Raw genomic sequence first — 23100 nt, 5'->3', positions numbered from 1 at the left:
AGCATTACACCCAGCCGCTGACTTGCATTGCCTTGTAAACCGCCACCAGCGCCAGCACGAAGAACGCGCAGGCAGCCAGTCGGCGGATCAGGGTCAGCGGCAGTTTCTCGGCGGCGAAATTGCCCGCCAGTACCACCGGCACGTTGGCCAGCAGCATGCCCACCGTGGTGCCCAGAATGACCAGCCACAGATAGGAATACTGCGCCGCCAGCATCACCGTGGCGATCTGCGTCTTGTCACCGATTTCAGCGATGAAGAACGTAATCAGCGTGGTCATGAACGGGCCGAACTTGCGCGCCGTGCTGGCTTCGTCATCGTCCATCTTGTCCGGCACCAGTGTCCACAGTGCCGTGGCGGTAAAGCTGGCGGCAAGGATCCAGTGCAGCACTGCGTCTGACAGGAAGCTGCTGAACCATGCACCTACAGCGCCTGCTGCCGCATGATTGGCCAGGGTTGCGGCGACAATGCCCGCAATGATCGGCCAGGGTTTGCGAAAGCGTGCGGCGAGAATGAGTGCGAGCAATTGCGTCTTGTCACCGATTTCGGCGAGCGCAACCACAGCGGTGGGGATTAAGAATGATTCCAGCATCAGGTTTCCTAAGGGGCGGGTCGACACGGCTATGACACGTACGACCTCCCCGCCCCGGGTAAGGTGTTCGTGTCATAGGTCTTGTCAAACCACCGATCCGTCTGAGCGGATTCCGGGTCGCACGTACCATGGTCTGAGGACCAAGTATGTTGATACGTGCCGGACGAGCATGGCGCTCGTGGGAGACTACTCCCCTAGGACGGAGCGGATTCTGCCTCCGCAAAAACGTTTCGGCAAGTGCTTATTTCAGGAGCGTTTGGCGCTGTAGATTTTAAAACCGCTGCCCTGAGCCCTGACTTCGCACTGCCCGACGTGCTCTTCGATCAGTGGCTGATAACGCAGAAAGTTGTTCGCGACAAGGCGCAGTTCGCCGCCTGATTTAAGATGTTGGCGGGCTTTTCTCAGCAGGTTTTCTGTTGCCATGTAGTCGGTATGAACCCCCACATGGAACGGCGGGTTGCTGAGAATCGTGTTCAAACCCATTGGCGCTGCGTCAATTCCGTCACCGGTCAACACCTGGGCTTGCAGGCCATTGGCGGCGAGGGTCAGGCGCGAACTTGCGGTTGCGAACGCATCCACGTCCAGCATGATGACGTCGTTGTGCGGGTAGCGACGCTTGACCGCTGCACCGAGTACGCCGGCACCACAGCCGAAGTCGAGCAGGTTGCCGCTCGGCAGCTTGTCGATGTTTTCCAGTAAAAGCGCCGAACCGCGATCAAGTCGACCATGACTGAAAACGCCGGGCAGGCTGACAACCGTGAGCGGGCCGTCCTGCAGGTCGATCTGGTAGGGCTTGGCGAGGCTTTCCAGCGTAACGGCTTGCGGTGCGTTCTCGACAGTAACCTGCCAGAGCTGGCAGTGGCGGGCACTGTCGAGCTTGCGCGCGCGGCCGAAGGGGCTCAGTTGCTTTGCAGCCGCTTCGATTCCGCCACGTTTCTCACCGACCAGAAACAGCTCGCGCCCGGCCAGGCGGGAAGCCAGGGCGTTGAGCAGGTAATCGGTCAGATCGCGGGCTTTGGGCAGGAACAGCACGGCGGCTTCGAAGGCGGCCTCTGGCGCTTCAACGCCGAAATCCACACGGCCCTCGAACCGCGCATCCAGCGCGGCCTGATCACCGGCATGCCAGCACCATCCACGCGCTTCCGGCAGTTTTCCGAGCAGGTCATCGGCGGGCAGCCCGACCAGCAACAGCGAGCCCTGAAACAGCTCGGCCTGACGGAGTAACACTTCACTGCGCGGGTCCATGGAATGGCTCCTGAAAAAGCGCGCAGTCTAACAGGATATGGGTCAGGAGGACGCGGAGCGTCCGGAACGGCATGCGACGCGGAGCGCCGCACGATAGTTGAGATGATCGTTCCGCACGCTCCAGCGTGGGAATGCAGTTCTCGACGCTCTGCGTCGTCAAGAGGACGCGGAGCGTCCAGAACGGCATGCGACGCGGAGCGCCGCACGATAGTTGAGATGATCGTTCCGCACGCTCCAGCGTGGGGATGCAGTTCACGACGCTCTGCGTCGTCAAGAGGACGCGGAGCGTCCGGAACGGCATGCGACGCGGAGCGCCGCACGATAATTGCGATGATCGCACGATAGTTGAGGTGATCGTTGTCAGTAACTGTTGCGCAGACATCAGACAGCGTAATCTGCCGGGTCTGACGTCAATCCTCCAGGAGGTCCCACATGTATTGGGCAGAATTTCTTACCGTTGCGCTGATCCACCTGCTGGCCGTTGCCAGCCCCGGTCCGGACTTCGCGGTGGTGGTGCGCGAAAGCGTCACGCATGGGCGTAAGGCCGGTACCTGGTCAGCGCTTGGCGTCGGCTCGGCCATCTTTCTTCATGTGGGCTATTCGCTGCTGGGGATCGGGATTATCGTTTCCCAGTCCATCGTGCTGTTCAACGCGCTGAAATGGGCGGCCGCCGCGTACCTGCTGTACATCGGTATCAAGGCCCTGCGTGCCAGACCGGCTGCGGCGACAGGCGATGCCGCCATCAAGGCGATCCCGGGCGAGCGCACAGCAAAGAGTGCCTACATCAGCGGTTTCGTCACCAACGGCCTTAACCCCAAGGCCACGCTGTTTTTCCTCTCGCTGTTCACCGTAGTGATCAATCCGCACACGCCGCTGCTGGTGCAGGGCGGTTATGGGGTCTACCTCGCAGTGGCGACGGCCGCGTGGTTCTGCCTGGTGGCGCGGCTGTTTAGCCAGGCGCGGGTACGCGCGGGTTTTGCGCGCATGGGCCACTGGTTCGATCGGGCCATGGGCGGAGTGCTGGTCGCGCTGGGTATCAAACTGGCGTTCACCGAAGTGCACTGAAACCTGCATTCAACAACGCTTTTGCAAAGCGTATAACGAGTGCGAGCGCCTCTTGCAGACAGCGAGAGGCGCTTCGAAAAATCATCCCTTTTACTGATTTCACTGGCAGGCGAGGGCTCTAGAGTCCATATTTCCAGCTCCGCCTGTGGACTTTGAAAAGGGACTCATATGTTACAGACTCGCGTTCTTGCGCCCGCCGATGGCGCTTACCAGTACCCTCTGTTGATCAAGCGCCTGTTGTCGTCCGGCAGTCGTTATGAAAAGACGCGTGAAATTATTTACCGCGACTCCGTTCGCTATACCTACCCGACCCTCAACGAGCGCATCTGCCGCCTGGCCAACGTCTTGACGGCGGCAGGCGTGAAAGCTGGCGACACCGTGGCAGTCATGGACTGGGACAGCCATCGCTATCTGGAATGCATGTTCGCCATCCCGATGATTGGCGCAGTGATCCACACCGTCAACGTGCGGCTATCGCCCGAGCAGATCGCCTATACCATCAACCATGCCGATGACCGGCTGGTATTGATAAACAGCGAATTCACGGGCCTGTATCAGGCTATGTCCGGACATTTGACCACCGTTGAAAAGACCCTGCTGCTGACGGACCTGCCCGACAAGACCGCCGACTTGCCAAACCTCGTCGGCGAATACGAGACCCTGCTGGCGGCAGCCAGCCCCGAGTACGCTTTCGAGGACTTCGACGAGAACTCGGTCGCGACCACGTTTTACACCACAGGCACTACGGGCAACCCCAAAGGCGTCTATTTCACCCATCGCCAGTTGGTACTGCACACCATGGGTGTGGCGGCCATCCTGGGGTGCGTCGAAAGTCCGCGGCAGTTGGGCAACGATGACGTCTACATGCCTATCACACCGATGTTCCACGTGCATGCCTGGGGCATTCCCTATGTAGCGACCATGCTGGGCCTGAAACAGGTGTACCCCGGCCGCTACGAGCCCGAATTGCTGGTAGAGCTTTGGCGCAAGGAGAAAGTCACGTTCTCGCATTGCGTGCCGACCATCCTGCAAATGTTGCTCAACGCCAAGTCTGCGCAGGATGCGGACTTTGGCGGCTGGAAAATCATCATTGGCGGCAGCTCGCTGAACCGCAGCCTGTACCAGGCCGCCAAGGCCAGGGGCATCCAGCTCACCGCCGCGTATGGCATGTCTGAAACCGGGCCGCTGATTTCCGTTGCGCACATCAACGACGAGCTGAAGGCCGGCAGCGAAGACGAGCAGATTACCTACCGCATCAAGGCCGGTGTGCCCGGAATGCTGGTAGAAGCAGCCATCGTCGATCAGCAAGGCAACTTCCTTCCGGCCGATGGAGAAACCCAGGGTGAGCTGGTTCTGCGTGCGCCCTGGCTGACCGAAAGCTATTTCCGCGAGCCCGAGAAAGGTGCTGAGTTGTGGGCGGGCGGCTGGATGCACACTGGCGATGTGGCAACGCTGGACGGTATGGGCTTCATCGATATTCGCGACCGTATCAAGGATGTGATCAAGACCGGTGGCGAATGGATTTCTTCGCTGGAGCTTGAAGACCTGTGCAGCCGGCATCCGGCTGTGCGCGAAGTGGCTGTGGTCGGTATCGCCGACCCGCAATGGGGTGAGCGGCCTTTTGCCTTGCTGGTGATTCGCGACGGCCATCAGCTTGATGCCAAGGGCTTGAAGGAGCATCTCAAACCGTTCGTCGAGCAAGGTCACATCAACAAGTGGGCAATTCCCAGCCAGATCGCGCTTGTTACTGAAATTCCCAAGACCAGCGTCGGCAAGCTCGACAAGAAGCGCATGCGTCTGGATATTGTGGAATGGCAGAACAGCAACAGCACGTTCCTTTCCACGCTGTGACACCTTCTTATCTTGCCGCGCCCATCGGGCGCGGCAAGTGTCTGCGTCGCAGGTCCTGTTCTGCGACTTGCCAAATTTCCAATTTAATCCATCCTCCCCGCCACAGGTTTTTTAGCGGCCTTCCGGAAACGGGCGGGCCAGAGGCGTTGGTCCTGCAAATCACACTTTAGAGGGATCTAGCGTCAGGGCGTGCTGGCTATAGTCAGCACAGGGAATGAGCAAGAGCGGAGCTGGCTGTGTGTAGTGATTCGAAGACAGAGTCGTTTTTGGATTTCCCCACTGCCATAACAATAAAACACAAGGAGTAGCGTCGATGACAAGCACACCCCCATTCTGGCGTCGGGCCAGGCTGCCTCTGGCCGTCAGCCTTGCTTCCTCGCTCGCCGGCCCCGCCTTTGGCGTGACCTTCAACGTCGGTGAAATCGAAGGCAGTTTCGACTCATCGCTGTCGGTAGGCGCCAGCTGGTCGACTGCAAACCCCAATAAAAACCTGATCGGCGCCAACAATGGCGGGCGTGGTCTGTCGCAGACCTCCGATGACGGCCACTTGAACTTCAAGCGTGGGGAAACGTTTTCGAAGATTTTCAAGGGCATCCATGACCTGGAACTCAAGTACGGCGATACCGGGGTGTTCCTGCGTGGCAAATACTGGTACGACTTTGAGCTCAAGGATGAAAACCGTGAGTTCAAGGACATCAGCGACTCAGGCCGCAAAGAGGGCGCCAAGTCGTCCGGGTTCCAGTTGCTGGATGCGTTTGTCTACCACAACTATTCGATCGCTGATCAGCCGGGTGCCGTGCGCTTCGGCAAGCAGGTCATCAGTTGGGGTGAAAGTACCTTCATTCAGGGCGGTATCAACAGCGTCAACCCGGTCGATGTCTCGGCCTTTCGGCGTCCAGGCTCTGAAATCAAGGAAGGCCTGATTCCGGTCAACATGTTCTACCTGTCGCAAAGCCTGACTGACAACCTTTCTGCCGAGGGCTTCTACCAGCTGGAGTGGGACCAGACTGTCGTCGACAACTGCGGCACCTTCTTCTCGCAGCCGGACGTGATCGCCGATGGCTGCAACAACAACCTCGCGGTATTGCGCAGCCGCAGCGGCCTGAACAGTTCGCTGACGGCTGCCGGTTTGCCAGCAGGCGCACGCGGCGCGGTGTTCAACTCGTTGTCGCAGCAGGGCGTAGTGTTCGGTAACCCGGATGAGGGCGCTGTGGTGCGCCGTGGGCCTGACCGCGATGCGCGTGACAGTGGCCAGTTCGGCTTTGCCTTGCGTTACAACTTCGAGCCTCTGGATACCGAGTTCGGTGCCTACATGATGAATTACCACAGCCGTGCGCCGATCTTCAGCGGACGCGGCGGCTCGGCTGCTTCGTTCAGCCCTCAAGGCCTGGTGGGCTCGCTGGTCCGTAACGGTATACCGGCAGCAACGGCGACGCGACTCGCACCCACGCTACTGCCGGTTGTCGTGGCAGGCAACTCCAGTTACTACGTCGAATACCCGGAAGACATCCGTCTGTACGGTCTGAGCTTCTCGACCACCTTGCCTACCGGCACCGCGTGGAGCGGCGAGATCAGCTACCGCCCGAATGCACCGATTCAGGTCAACACCACCGACATCCTGTATTCGGGTATTTCGCCGCTCAACCCCAACGTTTCGCTGCTGAGCGGGCAGCCCAATACCGATCAGCCCGGTTATCGCCGCAAGGAAATCACTCAGTTGCAAACCACGTTCACCCAGTTCTTCGACCAGGTCATGGGCGCAGAGCGTCTGACGGTGGTCGGTGAAGTGGGCTGGACCCACGTGGGTGGCCTGGAAAGCACTTCCAAAATTCGCTACGGCCGTGACCCTGTGTATGGTCCTGGCCCGCTGCCTGGCGGCCAATGCGCGACGCTCAACGCAGGCACTCTGACCGGTGCCGAGCAGAATAACCTGACCCGTTATTGCGAAGACGACGGCTTTACCACGGCCAACTCCTGGGGCTACCGCGCCCGTGCCATCTGGGATTACAACAGTGTGTTTGCCGGGGTCAACCTCAAGCCGAGCGTGGCCTGGTCGCACGACGTCAAAGGCTATTCGCCGGGCCCTGGCGGCAACTTCGAAGAGGGACGCAAGGCCGTCAGCCTGGGGCTCGATGCCGAGTACCAGAACACCTACACCGCGAACCTTTCCTATACCAACTTCTTTGATGGCAAATACACCACGGTTGATGACCGGGATTTCGTGGCGCTCAGCTTTGGCATGAACTTCTAAGAGCATGGTTTTCAGGATGACGATGAATATGAAAATAACAAAAAGTCTGTTGCAAGCCGGGGTTCTGGGCATGTCGTTGCTGGCGACCAACGTGATGGCGGCGGTCTCCGCATCCGACGCGGCAAAGCTGGGTACCTCGCTGACGCCGATGGGCGCTGAAAAGGCCGGCAATGCGGCCAACACCATCCCTGCCTGGAGCCCGATGCCGAAAAATGCCGGGGCGGTGGACAGCAAAGGGTTCCTCGCCAACCCGTATGCCAGCGAAAAGCCGTTGTTTACCATCACCGCGGCCAATGTAGAGCAGTACAAGGACAAACTCGCGCCGGGCCAGTACGCGATGTTCAAACGTTATCCGGACAGCTACCGGATTCCGGTCTACCCGACCCATCGCGGTGCCACCGTGCCGGATGAAGTGTTTGCCGCCATCAAAAAGAACGCGACGACCACCAAACTGGTCGGTGGCGGCAGCGGTCTGGAAAACTTCGATACGGCCATCCCGTTTCCGATCCCGGCCAGTGGCGTCGAGGTTATCTGGAACCACATCACCCGTTACCGGGGCGGCAGCGTCAAGCGTCTGGTTACCCAGGCCACGCCACAGCCCAATGGCTCGTACAGCCTGGTGTATTTCTCCGATCAATTCGTGTTTCGCGACAAGATGAGGGATTTCGATCCGAAAAACCCGGGCAACATCCTGTTCTACTTCAAACAGGAGGTGACCGCCCCAGCACGTCTGGCGGGCGGTGTGCTGCTGGTGCATGAAACCCTGGATCAGGTCGCCGAACCGCGCTCGGCATGGCTGTATAACGCCGGTCAGCGCCGTGTAAGGCGTGCGCCGCAGGTTTCGTATGACGGGCCGGGCACCGCGTCGGATGGTCTGCGTACTTCCGACAACCTGGACATGTACAACGGCGCGCCTGATCGCTATGACTGGAAACTGATCGGCAAGCAGGAAATGTACATCGCCTCCAACAGCCACAAGCTGGACGATCCGACGCTCAAGTACGCTGACATCATCAAGGCTGGCCATATCAACCAGGACCTGACCCGCTATGAGCTGCGTCGCGTCTGGCACGTGACCGCGACCCTCAAGGAAGGTCAGCGTCATATCTACGCCAAACGTGACTTCTTCATCGACGAAGACACCTGGCAGGCCGCCGTTATCGACCACTATGACGGCCGTGGCCAGCTGTGGCGCGTTGCCGAGGCACACTCGGAAAACTACTACGACAAACAAGTGCCTTGGTACGCGATTGAAACCCTGTACGACCTGCAATCCGGTCGCTACGTGGCACTGGGCATGAAAAACGAAGAGAAGAGGGCGTACGAGTTCGGCTTCACTGCCGGCACCAGCGACTTCACCCCCAACGCGCTGCGTCAGGAAGGGGTTCGTTGATACCTGACCGATACACGCTGTAAATCAATGTCATGGCCATGTGCTTGAAAAGCCCCTTTAATGGGGCTTTTTCACGTAGAGGACATGGTCTTATAAGCTGTAGGAATTTTGTTACAGTCTTTTCCGTGATGACCTTTCAAAAGAGGCGATTTACCCGCTAGTCTCCGAACACCGCTATGCCGCGACAACGATTTTCACACGAGCCGGCCATGACTGATCTGTCCCGAATGCAAGGGTTCGCAGACAGCGCGATTCCTGCGTTGGAGGGGCGATTTTTTCGCCCGCCACTCCCTGAGGGTTACGTCCCTCGTTCCCGCCTGTGCCAACGCCTTGATGAGGGGCTGAGCGGCAGGTTGCTGCTGGTATGCGCCCCGGCCGGGTTTGGCAAGAGTTCGCTGGCCGTTGAATTCTGTCAGGGCTTGCCGGACCAATGGCAGAACGTATGGCTGGGCCTGAGCGCACGGGACAGCGATCCGGGCCGTTTCCTCGAACGCTTGCTGGGCAGCCTTCAGCAGTTTTTCCCGCAACTGGGCACGCAGGCAATGGGCCTGCTGAAAATGCGCCAGCGTCATCAGCCTTTCGCGTTCGAGGAATGGCTCGATGGTCTGCTCGACGAACTGGCCATGCACCTGATGCTAAGCAAGCCGCTGCTGTTGGTACTGGATGATTATCATCTGGCCCAGGGCCCGGTGCTTGACCGCTGCCTGCAGTTTTTTCTCAATCATCTTCCGGTTGGGCTGGTGGTCATGGTGACCAGCCGCCAGCGCCCGGACTGGCACCTGGCACGCCTGCGTCTGACGCGCCAGTTGCTGGAAATCAACGAGCAGGATCTGCGCCTGACACACGCAGAATCGATGGCAGTGCTGGACCGGCATAGCAGCTCGCTCGACAGTGAGGTGCTGCAAAACCTGATTCAGCGCAGTGAAGGCTGGGTGGCCGGGTTGCGATTCTGGTTGCTGGCGGCCTCCGAAGCGGGTGACGAAAGCGCCTTGTCGCAGGCGCTGCGCGGCAGTGAGGTGCTGATTCGCGAGTACCTGCTTGAAGAGGTGATCGACTGTCTGCCAGCCGATGTTCAGGCGTTTCTTTATGACACTGCGTGTCTGGAGCGCTTTTGCGCCGAGCTGTGCGACGCCGCGCGGGACAGCCATGACAGTGCCGAGATGCTCCGTTATCTACAGGCGCATCAGGTCTTTCTGGTGCCGCTGGACGAGCAGGGCCACTGGTTTCGCTATCACCATCTGTTTTCCGATCTGTTGCGCGCCCGCCAGGCTGGCGGTGCGCAACCGACTCGCCTGCACCTCAACGCCTGCCGCTGGTTCAGCGCTCAGGGCCAGCTGGATGAAGCGGTGGAACAGGCATTGCGCGCCGGGCATCTGGATGTAGCCGCCAATCTGGTGCAGAACCTCTCTGAAGAGCAATTGCTGGCCGAGCAGAATGTCGGCATGTTGCTGCGCTGGAAGATGGACTTGCCGGATGATCTGTTGACCAGCACGCCACGTCTGATTGTGCTCTACGCCTGGGCGCTGGGGCTGGCCTGCCAACTGGACGCCGCCGAGGAACTGGCCAATCAATTGAGCCGGTTCCTGCCAGCGCCCTCGGCGACCGCGCAAAAATCCATGCTTGCCCAGTGGCTGGCGCTCAGCGGCATTATTGCGCGTGGCCGTGGAGACAGTGAAAAGACCGAACGCTATTGCACTGAAGCCCTGCTGACCTTGCCGGAAAAACGCTATGGCCAACGGCTTGTCTGCCTGTCGACGCTGGCCAACCTTGCGGTTGCCAATGGTGATCTGTGGCGCGCCCGCCTGTTGAATCGTGATGCGCTGGAGCTGGCACAGCGGGTTGCCAATCCATTGTTCGAAGCGCTGGCGCATTACGACCGCGCCAGGGTTTTGCAGGCTCGGGGCGAAATTCTGCGTGCGCTTGATGAAGTACGCCGGGGGCAGCAGCGCCTCAAAGGGTTGTCCACCGTGCGCTTATACGCAGTTCGCGCGCGCCTGACACTGTATGAAGGCTATTTGCTGACCCTGCGCCTGCAAGTGGATCAAGGGCGGGTTTTATTGCTGGCCGGACTGGCCGAAGCGCGCGCCTGTCGCGACATCAGTGTGCTGATCGGCCACTGCGTGATTGCCACCATGGAGGGCTGCGCCGGTAGGTTTGCCGAAGCCTTCGCCGAACTCGCCGAGGCCGAACGTCTGATGCACATCTGGGATGTGCCACCGATCTACTACCTGGCGATGGTGACTCTGGTGAAATGCGAATTGTGGCTGCTGCAAGGGCGCATGGACCTTGCCGAAGCGTGGCTGCTGCGCCTGACTCAGACCTACAACGGCGGTCTCGGCGCTGCGGCCCCCGAATGCCATCCACAACTGCCGCAACACATCGAGTTGCAGCGTGCCGTACTCGAACGGTTGCTGGGTGACGGCGTTGCCTGCGAGCAGCGCTTGCAGGCGCTTGAGCTGCGCGCTGAGGAGGTGGGGGCGCAACTGCTCGGGCTTATAGCGATGACCCAGCAAATTGGTCTGCTGCTGAGCCAGACGCGGTACGACGAAGCGCGAGAGCTGTTACTGCGCAGTCTGCAGTCAGCGGCCGGAGGGGCTCTTATTCCCTTTAAAACGCTGCTGGGCGAGCATTCCCAGTGGCTGCATGAGCAACTGCTGCAACTGCCGTCCTGCAAGGTTCGCGAGGCCTTGCTGGAAGCGCTCCCGGCCTCTTGCACGCCGACACCTGAGCCTGCGCATGGCAGCGACTGCCTGAGTGTGCGTGAGCTGGGCGTACTGCAACTGATTGCACAGGGCTGTTCCAACCAGGAGATCAGCGAGCAACTGTTCATTTCCCTGCACACCGTCAAGACTCACGCCAGCCACATTAACAGCAAGCTGGGCGTCGAGCGGCGTACCCAGGCGGTGGCGAGGGCGAAGGTACTGGGCTTGCTGGGTTAGCCGGCAGGGCGACTCATCAACTGATCAGGCCGGGCTGCCCGCCCACAGCGTATCAACCTCTTCCAGCCCCCAGTCGGTCGGCGTTTCGATTTTGACGATCGCGTCCGGGTCGGCAAAGCTGCCCAGATCGATGATCTGCGCGGCGAACGTCTTGCCGGTCCGCGCCGACATGAAGACCTTCACCCTCGGTTTCAGCAGCGACGCCTCACTTTGCTCGACCACAACGCCGAGGCGCCCGCTTTCCAGACGCACCAGCGTACCGGTCGGGTAAATGCCTACGGTCTTGACGAAGCTTTGAAACACCACATCATCAAAATGGCCTTTCCATGAAGCCATCTCGCGAATCGAATGGGCAACGCCCCAGCCCTTTTTGTAGGGACGATCGGAGGTGATGGCGTCATACACATCGCAGACTGCGCCCATGCGCGCAAAGATGCTGATCTGGTCGCCTTTCAGGCCGTGGGGATAGCCCGAGCCGTCGACCTTCTCATGGTGGTGCAAGCACACATCCATCACCGTCGCCGCCACGGGTTGATTTTCCTTGAGGATCTTCAGACCCAGTTCGGGGTGAGCCTTCATGATCTCGAATTCGTCATGAGTAAGGCGGCCCGGTTTATTGAGCACGTGCGGAGCAATCATCATTTTGCCGACATCGTGCATCAGCCCGGCCACACCCGCTTCGCGCACCTGGTCATCAGGCAGGCCCATGCGTCTGGCGAGCGCAACCATCAGCGCGCAGACCGCCACCGAATGCATGTAGGTGTACTCGTCGGACGTTTTCAGGCGTGACAGGCTGATCAGCGCGTGCGGGTGGCGCAGGATCGAACTGGAGATTTCTTCCACCAGCAACTGCACGTTATCCACATCCATCGCCTGGCCCATGCGGGCTTCGGTAAACATGGCCATGACGGCGTTTCTGGCTCTACCGCAAATGGCCCGGGCGCGCAGGACTTCCTTGTCCAGACTGGCTGGCGCGGTGTCATCTATGGCTGATGCGAAGGCTGCTGCGGTTTGGGGTGCCAGTACTCGGCTTTTGCCGGTTTCGATCCAGATTTCCCGGGTGCCCGATTGCTGGATGCGCTTGAGCACCTCGACGTCATCAAGCATGACCTCGACCAGGCCTATCCAGAACGGATCGTTGGTCCAGCGGCGACAGATTTTATGGATGTGCATGCCAAGGGCAAGGTCAGCGACGGGGATTTTTTTCAGCATGCTCAGTCACCCGGGTGCGTTGGCATGGCAGGCAACGGGCAAGCGAAGAAAGCAGACGGCCGACTACCGGCTGAGGCCAGCAGAGTGCAACAGCTACCGATCGACATGATTTCACCTCGTTGACTGCAAGGATCATCCTGATCTCAAGGTGCCAGTATACGGCGCTGCCTGCGAAAAAATCTTGTCTATTTGTTGTGTGTCAGCAACCCGTCAGGCAGCCCGCAGTGCCCTGTGCAAAACAGGCGCAGTGTAGATTTTCTGACGCGTTCAAGTGCTGAAAAGCATCTTCAGGCAGCGGGTGCCGCACCTGGCAAGTGATGATACTGACGGGCAAAGTACACCAAGGCGTCTGACTCACCCTGATGCCTGATATCCAGCACTTGGCAAAAAAGAATGTCGTGCGTGCCGACGCTGACGGATTGGGTCACTTTGCAGTCGAGGGCCAGTTTGGCGCTGTTCAGTATCGGCGCACCCGTCACTCCGCTTTCCCACTGGCCACCGTCAAAACGCTCCTGCTGTGAACGCTTGCCGCCGAACAGGTTGGACAAGTCCTGCTGACCGTTGCCCAGTGTGTTGACGCACAACAGGCCGTTCTCGATGAAGGTTTCGTATACCGATGCGCTGCGATTGATACAAACCAGTAGCGTCGGAGGCTGATCGGTCACGCTGCAGACCGCTGTCGCAGTAAAACCGGCGCGGCCGCCGGGGCCATCGGTGGTAATGACGTTGACGGCTGCAGCAAGGCTGGACATCGCATCGCGAAACGCCAGCTGGCTGACCGGGGCAGCAGGGAGGGTGGCAAGGGTTTCAGAGTCGGCATGCATGGGATGAGTCCTTTCAGGTCTGTGCGTTGAGAAAGTCGAGCAGGGTGCGTTGGAAGGGCAATGGGTCGGTAATGTTCGAGGCGTGGCCGCCATATTCCAGCAACACCAGCCTGGCGTTGGGCAGTGCCTCGGCCAGATGCTGCGATTGTTGCCAGGGCACCAGCATGTCGTCGCGGTTGGCAATCAGCAGGGTGGGTGTCTGGATACGAGCCAGGCTAGCCTCGACGTTGAAGGTTTGCAGTGCATGAATACGCCGCAGCAGGTTGTCGGTGTCGGGAAAGTGCGCCAGCGCATGGGCCTCGTCATCGGCCAGCCGGGCACCGTTGGCGGCTATCCAGTCTGCCGGATACAGAAACAGTGCCTGCGCTTGCACGTAAGCGTCCGGCCCGCTGTTCAACAACAGTTTTTTGCGCACTGAAAAGCAGCGCGCGCTGTGTGGGTTGGGGCTGCTCCAGGCATTGATCAGCACCTGACTTTGCAACAATCCGGGGCGCAACAGTGCAAGCTCGAGGCCCACCAGTCCGCCCAGCGCATGGCCTATGAAATGACAGCGCTGGATATCGAGCGAGTCGAGCAGGGTCAGCAATTCCATGGCCATATGGCGGATCGAATAGTCTGCCGGCAAAGCCGCAGGGCTGCGTCCAGTCCCGGCGTGATCGTAGACCAGTACGTCATGGTCGCGGGTCAGCGCTGCCAGGTCATCCGCCCAGTAACGGCTGGACCCGCCCAACCCGGAACTGAGCACCAACAGGGGCGCATCGGCATGCTGACATCGATGAATTTCATGAAACATGCACGTTCTCCGGGTGGGCTTCAGGTCGGTTTTTAAGTCAGTGCTCAGCCGATGTGGGCGATGCTGGCGATTTCGATCAGGGCTTCGGGTTTCACCAGACCGCACTGGATGCAGTAACGGGCCGGTTTCTCGCCCGCGAAGTATTCGGCGTACACCTCGTTGACCTGGGCGTAATCGGCCCAGTCGCGAATCATGATCATGTTGAAGGTGACATCGTCCATTGTCCCGCCAGCGGTTTCGACCACGCTTTTGATGGTTTCCAGCACATGACGGGTCTGGGCGGTCGCATCGCCGACGTGCACCACGTTGTTGTCCTTGTCGAACGGTAACGTGCCCGAAACGTAGAGCACGCCATCGGCCATGGAGCCCGGCACAAACGGAGCAATGGGCTTGGTGGTGCCAGCAGGAATAATCGCTTTCTTGGTCATGCGTATGTCCTCACGAAGGTTGCCCGACAGGGCTGAAAGTGGTGCAGAAGTCATCGACGCTGGAAACCCAGCCGAAGAAGGTTTCGATGTTGAACAGCGCGGCTTGCTGAGCGAATTCGGGGCCTGCCTGATGGGTTGCATCCGCCAGCACCACGCCGAAGTACTCCAGGTGAAAGCCGTCACGCAGGGTGGACTCAACGCAGACGTTGGTGGCGATGCCGGTGAACACCAGGTTGCGAATGCCGCGGCTGCGCAACACGCTGTCGAAGCTGGAATTGAAGAAGCCGCTGTAACGGATTTTCGGCACCACAATGTCGCCAGGCTGTGGCTTGAGTTCATCGACCAGTTGATAGTCCCATCCGCCTTTGGCCAGCAGTTGCCCTTCGAGCTCCGGGCGCTTACGCATGGTTTTCAGGGCATTGGACTTATGCCAGTTCGGCGATCCGGGCCCACCGGCCTCGACATAGGCCGGGTCCCAGCCGTTCTGGAAAAAGATCACCGGGATGCCTGCTGCACGCGCTGCGGCACAGGCCTTGTTGATATTGGCGATGACCGGCCCGGTGCTGCTGACATCGAACCCGGCAAGGTCCAGATACCCGCCGAGCGATGCGTAGGCGTTCTGCATGTCGACCACCACCAGCGCGGTTTCGCCGGGCTTCATGCGCAGCGGCTCGGGGCGGGCGGGCAGCACGCGGGCGGGTTGTCCGTCCGGCAGGTCAACGCCTGCGACAGTTGCCGTAGCATTCATCAGACCACCTCCTTGAGCTGCGCGATGTGCTTGCGACTGGTCATCAACGGCTGGATTTTCTCGCCGAAATCCTCGACGCCTTTCACGAAGTCATCGAAGGTCAGCATCACGCCCTGAGTCCCCGGCACACTGGCGACTTCATCAAGCATTCGCGCCACGGTGGCCCAAGAGCCGACCAGCGTGCCCATGTTGATGTTGACCGCCGAGGTCGGGTCGGCCATCTGCCGCAGATTCGAACCAGCGCTTTTATCCGCCGAGCCCTTCTCGCTCAACCAGGCGATGGCCTCTTCGTCGGCACCCGCCTTGATGTGCTCCCAGCGAGCCCTTGCTGCTTCATCGGTATCGTCGGCGATGATCATGAACAGCACACAGGAGGTAACGTTGCGGCCGGTCTTTTCGTTGGCTTCGATCAGTTTCTGTGCGGTGGGCGCAAAGGCTGTAGGGGTGTTCACGCCTTTGCCGAAGCAGAAGTTGTAGTCGGCGTACTGCGCCGAGAAAGCCATGCCTGCTTCGCTTTGACCGGCGCAGATCAGCTTCATGTCGGCCTTTGGACGAGGGCTGACGCGGCAGTCCTGCATGCTGAAATGCTCGCCCTTGAAATCACTGCTGCCGGTGGCCCACAGGTCGCGCAGAACCTGAGCGTACTCGGCCAGGTATTCATAGCGGGTGTGGAAGAACTCATCGCCCGGCCACAGGCCCATCTGCTCGTATTCCGGCTTCTGCCAGCCGGTGACCAGGTTGATCCCGAAGCGGCCGTTGGAGATCGAATCGATGGTCGATGCCATGCGTGCAGCGATGGCAGGTGGAATGGTCAGGGTGGCGACGGTGGCGAACAGCTGGATCTTGCTGGTCACTGCGGCCAGCCCAGCCATCAGCGTGAAGGACTCCAGGTTGTGCTCCCAGAACTCTGTCTTGCCGCCGAAGCCGCGCAGTTTGATCATCGATAACGCAAAGTCGAAACCGTAGCCCTCGGCCGTCTGCACGATCTGTTTGTTCAGCTCGAAAGTCGGCATGTACTGCGGTGCGTTGCTGGAAATCAGCCAGCCGTTGTTGCCGATGGGGATGAAGATACCGATGTCCATATAAGGCCTCTCTGCGTTGGTCGATGCGTGCCAGAGCACTTGTTTCATCTCTTAATTCGCCATTGCATTAAGCGGGCCATAATTTTTTATTGTTTTTATTCAATTGCTTACAAATAAAAATCATTTTTTGCAGACCATTTGGTCTGAATCAGAGCACTTGGTTTGTGCAGGGCGCACGCAGATGGGGCAGAGCCGACCGGGTGGGTAACCCATATCGACAAAACAGCTGCGCCCGTTAAGATGCCCGCTCATTTCGGCATCACTGGATGGATGTGCGTGAACAAGAAACCTCCTGTGACGGAGCCCGCGAGCAAGCGCGGACGCAAGGTCAAGCCCGAAACCGTGGTCAAGACCACTCGCGAGCCCAGCGCTACTTCACTGAAGCGGCGCATGCGCCTGATGGAAGGCAAGCGCACGCTGATTCTCGATGCGGCGCTGGAGATATTTTCCCGCTATGGCGTGCACGGCAGCAGCCTGGATCAGGTCGCGAGCCTGGCGGACGTCTCCAAGACCAACCTGCTGTATTACTTCAGCAGCAAGGATGATCTGTATCTGAACGTATTGCGTCAGTTGCTTGAGGTCTGGCTGAGCCCGCTGGTGCATTTCACTGCCGACAAGGAGCCGGTGCAGGCTATCGGTGCCTACATCAAGGCCAAGCTGGAAATGTCTCGCGATCACCCGGCCGAATCACGGCTGTTCTGTATGGAAGTGATGCAGGGCGCGCCGCTGATTCAGGGCGAGTTGCAGCACCCGTTGCGCGACACGGTGCAGGCCAAGGTGGCAGTCATTCAGCACTGGATCGACAGTGGCCAGTTGGCCCCGATCAACCCGCACCATCTGATTTTCACCCTGTGGGCGACCACTCAGCATTACGCCGACTTCCGCACTCAGGTCGAGGCGGTTACCGGCATGACGCTGGACGACCCAGTGTTTTTCGAAGAAGTGCTGGCGAGCCTGCGCAGCATGATCCTGGACGGCATCCTGCCGCGGACTGCCTGAAAAGTTGCGCGTGCCCCGACACGCGCACCCCGGACGCGCAGCGAATGCACGTCATGCACAAACCAAGTGCTCTGATTCAGACCGTTTGATCTGTTCTGTCCGATGCAATCGAGTCAGACCGTTGTTCCATAGCGTTTTCCCGGTAGTGGCATGGATGCTGCTATGGCCTGAGAGTCGGCCGCGTGCTGCCCTCATTGGCCATTACCCTCAGGAAAACGTCTATGTACAAGAAACTGTTGCCCGGGACATTGTGTGCGGCTGTAGCGTTCGGGGCCGCCGGCTTCGCTCAGGCCGAGGGCTTGACCCTGAAGGGACCCGCGAAAATCGCCATGGTCTACATCAGCCCGCGCAATGACGGCGGCTGGACTCAGGCATTCGATGAGGCGCGCGTGAAGCTTGAGAAGGATCTGGACACAAAAATCCAGTTCGTTGAAAGCGTGCCCGAGAACGCCGCAGCCATTACCCCCGTGGTCGACCGACTCATCGCACGCGGTGCCAACATCATCGTCGGCACTGCATTCGGCTATTCCGACACCTTCCTTGCGCTGGCCAAAAAATACCCTGATGTCGCGTTTCTTAACGGCTCGGGCACCACCAACGCGGCGAACCTCGAATCGTTTTATGGCCGTACCTACGAGAGCCAGTACCTGTGCGGCATGGCCGCTGGTGCTGCGTCGAAAACCGGCAAGCTGGGCTTCGTCGCCGCCAACCCGTTCGGCCAGGTCAACTGGACCATCAACGCCTATGAGCTGGGCGCCCAGCAGATCAATCCGAAAGCCACCGTCACTGTGGTTTATACCGGCGCCTGGAATGACCCGGTCAAGGAGCGCGCGGCAACCATGGCATTGATCGACAACGGCGTCGATGTGGTCGGCCAGCACGTCGACAGCCCGACACCGCAGATCGTCGCTCAGGAGCGCGGCATTCATGGCACCGGCCACCATCGGGATCTGAGCGAGTTTGCCCCCAAGGCAACCGTCTGTTCTTCGTTGTGGGTCTGGGACCGCTTCCTGGGGCCAGAGCTCAAAAAGGTCATCGCGGGCAACTGGACCCCGCCCGCCAACGGTGCACTGCTGTCGATGCAGCAGGGCGGCACCGATATCACGCTGAGCAAAGACCCGATCATTTCGGAAGACAATCGCAAGAAGATCATGGCCGAGCGTGACGAACTGCTGGCAGGCAGGAAAATCATCTACAGCGGACCGCTGGCGGACCGTGACGGCAAGGAGCGTGTTGCGGCCGGTCAGCAATTGTCTGACCCGGATCTGTGGAAAATGGACTGGTTTGTCGAAGGCGTGAAGACTCAGCAATGAGTCAGGTCAACGCGCTGCAACTCACTGGCATCAGTAAATCGTTCGATGGCTTCAAGGCGCTGATCGATGCCGACTTCACCGCCTGTTGGGGCGAAGTGCATGCGTTGCTGGGCGAGAACGGTGCAGGCAAGTCATCGCTGATGAACATTGCAGCCGGGCTGTACGCACCGGAAACCGGCACGCTGCTGCTGGACGACAACCCGGTTCAGCTTCAGGGGCCCAGGGACGCCAGCCGTTACCGGATTGGCATGGTTCACCAGCACTTCAAGCTGGTGAAGCCCTTTACGGTGGCGCAGAACATTCTGTTGGCACTGCCCGAGCAACCGGGTGAAGGCAGCTATCGCAAGCGTCTGCGTGCGCTGGAGCAAGAGATTGTCAGCAAGGCGGACGAGTTGGGGTTTGCGATTGACCCGGCCCGGACCGTCGACAGCCTGTCGGTTGCCGAGCAGCAGCGCGTCGAGATTCTCAAGGTGCTGCTGGCCGGTGCGCGCATTCTGATCCTTGATGAGCCGACCGCGGTCCTGACCGATCAGGAGGCCGAACGTTTGCTGCTGACCGTTCAGGCCTTTGCGCGGCAGGGCGCTGCGGTGATTCTGGTGACGCACAAGATGGCCGACGTCAAACGCTATGCCGACCGGGTGACCGTGATGCGTGGCGGGCGCACCGTGCAAACCCTTGACCCGCAGAAGGTGAGTGTCGAGCAACTGGTGCAACTGACCGTGGGTGAGTCGGTGCCGGTCGCAGAACATCATTGCGCAACGCCTGGTGAGGTTCGTTTACAGGTACGCGATTTGCGCAGTGTCGGCGGCGCACTCAACGGCGTGAACATGACCCTGCACGCCGGGCAGATCTACGGTATTGCAGGCGTTGGCGGCAATGGTCAAGCCGAACTGGCCAACGCATTGATGGGGCTGCCGCAAGCCACTGAGGGTGAAATCCACATGACCTCTTTCGGCGACCTGCGCAGTGCGTCGGCTGATCAGCGTCGGCAACTGCGCATCGCTTCCATCCCGGCGGACCGCTACGGCGCGGCGCTGGCCGGGTCGCTGTCGGTGGCCGAGAACTTCGGCATCGGCAACATCCATAGCGGGCAATACGGTTCTTTCTGGCGTCTGGGCTACAAGCGCCTGAAACAGGACGCGCAACGCGCGGTGGCGGACTTCGATGTGCAGGGCGTGCGCTCTCTCGATCAGAAAGCTGCACTGCTGTCGGGCGGTAACGCACAGAAACTGGTGATCGCCCGTGAATTCAGCCGCGACCCGCAATTGGTGCTGGTGCATAGCCCGAGCCGTGGCCTGGACGTGCGTGCCACACAGGCAGTGCATGCCCGTCTGCGCGCAGCACGCGACGCAGGCGCTGCGGTGCTGGTGATCAGCGAAGACCTGGACGAAGTATTGAGCCTGGCTGACCGTATCGGCGTAATGAACGGCGGGCGTATTGTCGCCGAGTTCGATTACCCCGCTGATCGTCAGGCCATCGGCAAAGCGATGGTGAGCCATGAGTGACACAACTGCATTGCAACAGACTGCTCCGGCACGCCAACCGTTGCTGTCGCGCCGCTACACGCTGGAACTTCGTCAGCAGACCGGCTGGCCCTTGCAGGCGCTGATCATAGCCGTGGCGTTGCTGGTCGGCCTGGCGATCTGTACCACGATCCTGATTCTTGCCGGGGTGCCTGCTGACGAGTTGCTCAACGAATTCGTCGTGCAGACGGTGTTCGATGCCCAGAACTTCAAGGCTGTGCTGTTTCAGGCATCGCCGATGATTATGGTCGGCCTGGCCGGGTGCATGGCGTTTCGCGCGCGCTTCTGGAACCTGGGGCTGGAAGGCCAGATGATCTGGGGAGCGATTGGCGCCACGGCGATTTCGCTGTTCCAGGTGGGGCCGGAAGTTCTGCGCCTGCCGCTGATGATGGCGGCGGCTGTGATCTGCGGGTTGCTGTGGAGCCTGGGGCCGGTGCTGTTGAAGCTCAAGTGGCAGGTCAACGAGATCATCTCGACCCTGATGCTCAATTACATTGCCGCCAATTTCCTCCTGCATCTGGTTTACGGCAGTTGGAAAGACCCGCGAGACAACTTTCCCTACTCACCTGCGTTTCAGAGCTTTGAGCGTTTGCCTGATCTGCTTGCGGGGTATAACGCGGCGATCCCCTTGGCGCTATTGGTCACCGGCCTGACCCTGTGGTTTGTCGGCGTCTCGCGGGCCGGGCTGTACCTGCGCTTCGTCGATGCCAACCCGAAGGTCGCCGGGGCTGTGGGAGTGCCGGTGCGCAAGATGATCATTGGCACTGTGCTGCTTTCAGGTGCACTGGCGGGGCTCGCAGGTTTCGTTGTGACGTCCGGGCAGGAAGGGCGCCTTACCCAGTCGTTCTATCAGGGCTACGGGTTTTCCGGGATTCTCATCGCCTTTCTGGCCCGCAATAACCCGGTGGCCGCCACCGTGGTCGCGCTGCTGATCGCCATGCTGTTCGTGGCCGGGCGCAACCTGCAGGTGTTCTATCAGATTCCGTTTTCGATGGTGCAACTGATCCAGGCAATCCTGGTGATCTGCGTCGCGTCGTCGGACTTTTTCATCCGCCATCGCCTGCGGCGCATTCAGGCAGGAGAACGTTGATGGAGCTTATTTCCCACTGGCTGGGCAGCGCACCGGATTTTGCCGTGCCGTTCGCCTTGGCCGCGCTGGGCCTGATCCTCATCGAGCGCAGTGGCGTATTGGCGCTGGGTGTCGAGGGGCTGATGCTGGTCGGCGCATTGGCGGGCATCGGCATGCAATTGAGCCTGGGCTCGCCTGGCCTTTCGTTGCTGGCGTCGATGGTGGCGGCAGGTCTGGTGTCTTTGCTGTTTGCGCTGATGGTACTGGTGCTGCGGATCAATCAGGTGATTGCCGGGCTGGCGCTGGTGTTCTTCTGCCAGGGCTTGACCGGGCTACTGGGCACGCTGCTTGGCTGGACCAATCGTCCGGTCAGCGGCTTGCAAGCGGTGGAACTGTGGCCGTTGTCCGAGCTACCGGTGGTGGGCCGTGTGTTTGTCCAGAACCCGCTGGTGTATTTGACCATGGTGATTTTCATTGCGGTGGTCTGGCTGCTTGACCGCACCCGAACCGGGCTGCGTTTGCGGGCAGTTGGCGAGAACCCCCAGGCTGCCGATGCCGCAGGCATTTCCGTGTTGGGTTACCGTCTGGCGGCGATTGTCGCCGGTTCTGCATTGATGGGCCTAGCGGGCGGCTTCATTGCCGTACTCAGTACCAAGATGTGGATCGCGGACATGACAGGCGGACGTGGCTGGATTGCGGTTTCGCTGGTTATCTTCGCGCGCTGGTCACCCTGGCGTGCGCTGGCCGGTGCCTTGCTATTCGGTGGTATCGAAGCGCTGATTCCGCAATTGGCGGCCACGGGGGTGCGCCTGCCTCAGTATTTCGTACTGATGACGCCCTATGCGGTCACGTTGTTGGTGATGGTCTGGGTGGCAAGCGGCAAGCGTCAATCCAGCAGTCAGCCGGGTGCGTTGGGCGAGCCTTATATTCGTGAGGAACGACGCTGAGCAAAACACTTCAAGCGCCGTAATACGGGCGGTTCAGCACGGGTTAAGGAATTTTTGACAGCCGGCATGCTCTAATCCGGTTACCAGCGTTCGTCAAAACCAGGAGCTCCTGAATGTTTACCTCGCGTCGTTTGATCATTGTTGCCACCGCCGTAGCCATGCTGTCGGGCTGTGCAACATCCAATCCCTATGACAATCAAGGCCAGGCGCAAAGCTCCGGTGGCATGAGCAAAACAGCCAAGTACGGCGGACTCGGCGCATTGGCCGGTGCAGTAGCTGGTGCCGCCATCGACCACAATCATCGTGGCAAGGGCGCATTGATTGGCGCTGCTGTTGCGGGCGCTGCATCGGCGGGGTATGGCTATTACGCAGACAAGCAGGAAGCAGCATTGCGCGCGAGCATGGCCAATACTGGCGTCGAGGTGCAGCGTCAGGGTGACCAGATCAAACTGATCATGCCGGGTAACATCACCTTCGCAACGGACTCTTCGGCTATCGCCAGCAGCTTCTATTCGCCGCTGAACAACCTGGCGAATTCGCTTAAGCAGTTCAACCAGAACAACATTGAAATCGTCGGCTATACCGACAGCACCGGCAGCCGTCAGCACAACATGGACCTGTCGCAACAGCGCGCACAAAGCGTTGCGACGTACCTGACTTCGCAGGGCGTTGATCAATCGCACCTCTCCGTGCGAGGCGCGGGCCCCGACCAACCGATTGCCAGCAACGCCGACGTCAACGGCCGCGCCCAGAACCGCCGCGTAGAGGTCAACCTCAAGCCGATTCCGGGTCAGCAGTACTGATCAACAACACCGTCGCGTCGCGGACT

19 protein-coding genes and 1 riboswitch are annotated in these 23100 nt (G+C 59.9%); of the genes, 11 read left to right on the top strand and 8 right to left on the bottom strand.

The genetic code is table 11. From position 1 onward, the window contains the following. Nucleotides 1–4 precede the first annotated feature (4 nt). Nucleotides 5–589, bottom strand: coding sequence for a TMEM165/GDT1 family protein (locus tag RYB09_RS20615; RefSeq protein WP_002552184.1), 585 nt, complete (start codon nt 587–589; stop codon nt 5–7). 13 nt (nt 590–602) lie between these two features. After that, a riboswitch (yybP-ykoY riboswitch) is annotated at nt 603–796 on the bottom strand. Between the two features lie 39 nt (nt 797–835). Then, nucleotides 836–1834 (bottom strand): class I SAM-dependent methyltransferase, encoded by a 999-nt coding sequence (locus RYB09_RS20610; RefSeq protein ID WP_316889991.1) that lies wholly within the window; start codon nt 1832–1834, stop codon nt 836–838. A gap of 432 nt (nt 1835–2266) precedes the next feature. On the opposite strand from RYB09_RS20610, the gene RYB09_RS20605 reads away from it, so the two are divergent. The 5 genes from RYB09_RS20605 (at nt 2267) to RYB09_RS20585 (ending at nt 11333) form a co-directional block, all read left to right on the top strand. Beyond that, nucleotides 2267–2899 carry a LysE family translocator gene (locus tag RYB09_RS20605; protein ID WP_002552186.1) on the top strand — a complete coding sequence of 211 codons (633 nt, stop codon included), beginning with the start codon at nt 2267–2269 and terminating at the stop codon, nt 2897–2899. A 168-nt stretch (nt 2900–3067) separates the two neighbouring features. Beyond that, nucleotides 3068–4750: a fatty acid--CoA ligase gene (locus RYB09_RS20600; protein ID WP_122281305.1), complete on the top strand. Its 1683-nt coding sequence runs from the start codon at nt 3068–3070 to the stop codon at nt 4748–4750. Nucleotides 4751–5063: 313 nt separating this feature from the next. After that, entirely contained in the window at nt 5064–7001 is a 1938-nt protein-coding gene (locus RYB09_RS20595; protein ID WP_005778004.1) for a DUF1302 domain-containing protein, read from the top strand. Nucleotides 7002–7029: 28 nt separating this feature from the next. Then, a complete protein-coding gene (locus tag RYB09_RS20590) occupies nt 7030–8394 on the top strand; it encodes a DUF1329 domain-containing protein (protein ID WP_058400574.1) in 1365 nt (454 codons plus the stop codon). A gap of 209 nt (nt 8395–8603) precedes the next feature. Next, nucleotides 8604–11333, top strand: coding sequence for a LuxR C-terminal-related transcriptional regulator (locus tag RYB09_RS20585; RefSeq protein ID WP_316889987.1), 2730 nt, complete (start codon nt 8604–8606; stop codon nt 11331–11333). A gap of 24 nt (nt 11334–11357) precedes the next feature. Here RYB09_RS20585 and RYB09_RS20580 read toward each other — a convergent pair whose 3' ends face one another. From RYB09_RS20580 to rutA, 6 genes are all read right to left on the bottom strand, one after another. Continuing rightward, on the bottom strand, nt 11358–12545 hold the full coding sequence (locus RYB09_RS20580; protein ID WP_219171010.1) for an HD-GYP domain-containing protein: 1188 nt from the start codon (nt 12543–12545) through the stop codon (nt 11358–11360). A 287-nt stretch (nt 12546–12832) separates the two neighbouring features. Next, a complete protein-coding gene (gene rutF / locus RYB09_RS20575) occupies nt 12833–13369 on the bottom strand; it encodes an NADH-dependent FMN reductase RutF (protein WP_002552192.1) in 537 nt (178 codons plus the stop codon). Nucleotides 13370–13382: 13 nt separating this feature from the next. After that, complete coding sequence (gene rutD, locus RYB09_RS20570) at nt 13383–14162, bottom strand: pyrimidine utilization protein D (protein ID WP_316889984.1); 780 nt, start codon at nt 14160–14162, stop codon at nt 13383–13385. Between the two features lie 44 nt (nt 14163–14206). After that, nucleotides 14207–14590, bottom strand: coding sequence for a pyrimidine utilization protein C (gene rutC, locus RYB09_RS20565; protein ID WP_219171012.1), 384 nt, complete (start codon nt 14588–14590; stop codon nt 14207–14209). Between the two features lie 10 nt (nt 14591–14600). After that, the gene (gene rutB, locus RYB09_RS20560; protein ID WP_019741090.1) at nt 14601–15338 is read right to left on the bottom strand and encodes a pyrimidine utilization protein B; all 738 of its coding nucleotides are present in this window, start codon (nt 15336–15338) and stop codon (nt 14601–14603) included. Next, complete coding sequence (gene rutA / locus RYB09_RS20555; RefSeq protein WP_058400631.1) at nt 15338–16420, bottom strand: pyrimidine utilization protein A; 1083 nt, start codon at nt 16418–16420, stop codon at nt 15338–15340. The genes rutB and rutA overlap by 1 nt, the downstream gene beginning before the upstream one ends. Before the next feature lie 270 nt (nt 16421–16690). Between rutA and rutR the strand changes: the two genes are divergently transcribed. The 6 genes from rutR to RYB09_RS20525 all read left to right on the top strand — a co-directional run bounded on the left by rutR (nt 16691) and on the right by RYB09_RS20525 (nt 23074). Beyond that, entirely contained in the window at nt 16691–17419 is a 729-nt protein-coding gene (rutR, locus tag RYB09_RS20550) for a pyrimidine utilization regulatory protein R (RefSeq protein WP_316890034.1), read from the top strand. Nucleotides 17420–17640: 221 nt separating this feature from the next. Next, nucleotides 17641–18732 (top strand): BMP family ABC transporter substrate-binding protein, encoded by a 1092-nt coding sequence (locus RYB09_RS20545; protein WP_122258142.1) that lies wholly within the window; start codon nt 17641–17643, stop codon nt 18730–18732. Next, the gene (locus RYB09_RS20540) at nt 18729–20237 is read left to right on the top strand and encodes an ABC transporter ATP-binding protein (protein ID WP_316889978.1); all 1509 of its coding nucleotides are present in this window, start codon (nt 18729–18731) and stop codon (nt 20235–20237) included. Before RYB09_RS20545 ends, RYB09_RS20540 begins: the two co-directional genes overlap by 4 nt. Next, nucleotides 20230–21345, top strand: coding sequence for an ABC transporter permease (locus RYB09_RS20535; protein WP_316889976.1), 1116 nt, complete (start codon nt 20230–20232; stop codon nt 21343–21345). Before RYB09_RS20540 ends, RYB09_RS20535 begins: the two co-directional genes overlap by 8 nt. Next, on the top strand, nt 21345–22271 hold the full coding sequence (locus tag RYB09_RS20530) for an ABC transporter permease (protein WP_316889974.1): 927 nt from the start codon (nt 21345–21347) through the stop codon (nt 22269–22271). The genes RYB09_RS20535 and RYB09_RS20530 overlap by 1 nt, the downstream gene beginning before the upstream one ends. A gap of 113 nt (nt 22272–22384) precedes the next feature. Continuing rightward, nucleotides 22385–23074, top strand: coding sequence for an OmpA family protein (locus RYB09_RS20525; protein WP_005733218.1), 690 nt, complete (start codon nt 22385–22387; stop codon nt 23072–23074). Nucleotides 23075–23100: the final 26 nt, after the last annotated feature.

Source organism: Pseudomonas syringae group sp. J254-4, assembly GCF_032586855.1.
GTDB lineage: Bacteria > Pseudomonadota > Gammaproteobacteria > Pseudomonadales > Pseudomonadaceae > Aquipseudomonas > Aquipseudomonas amygdali.
Note: the sequence above shows the minus strand (reverse complement) of the source record. Positions and strands in the feature narration are given on the sequence as shown.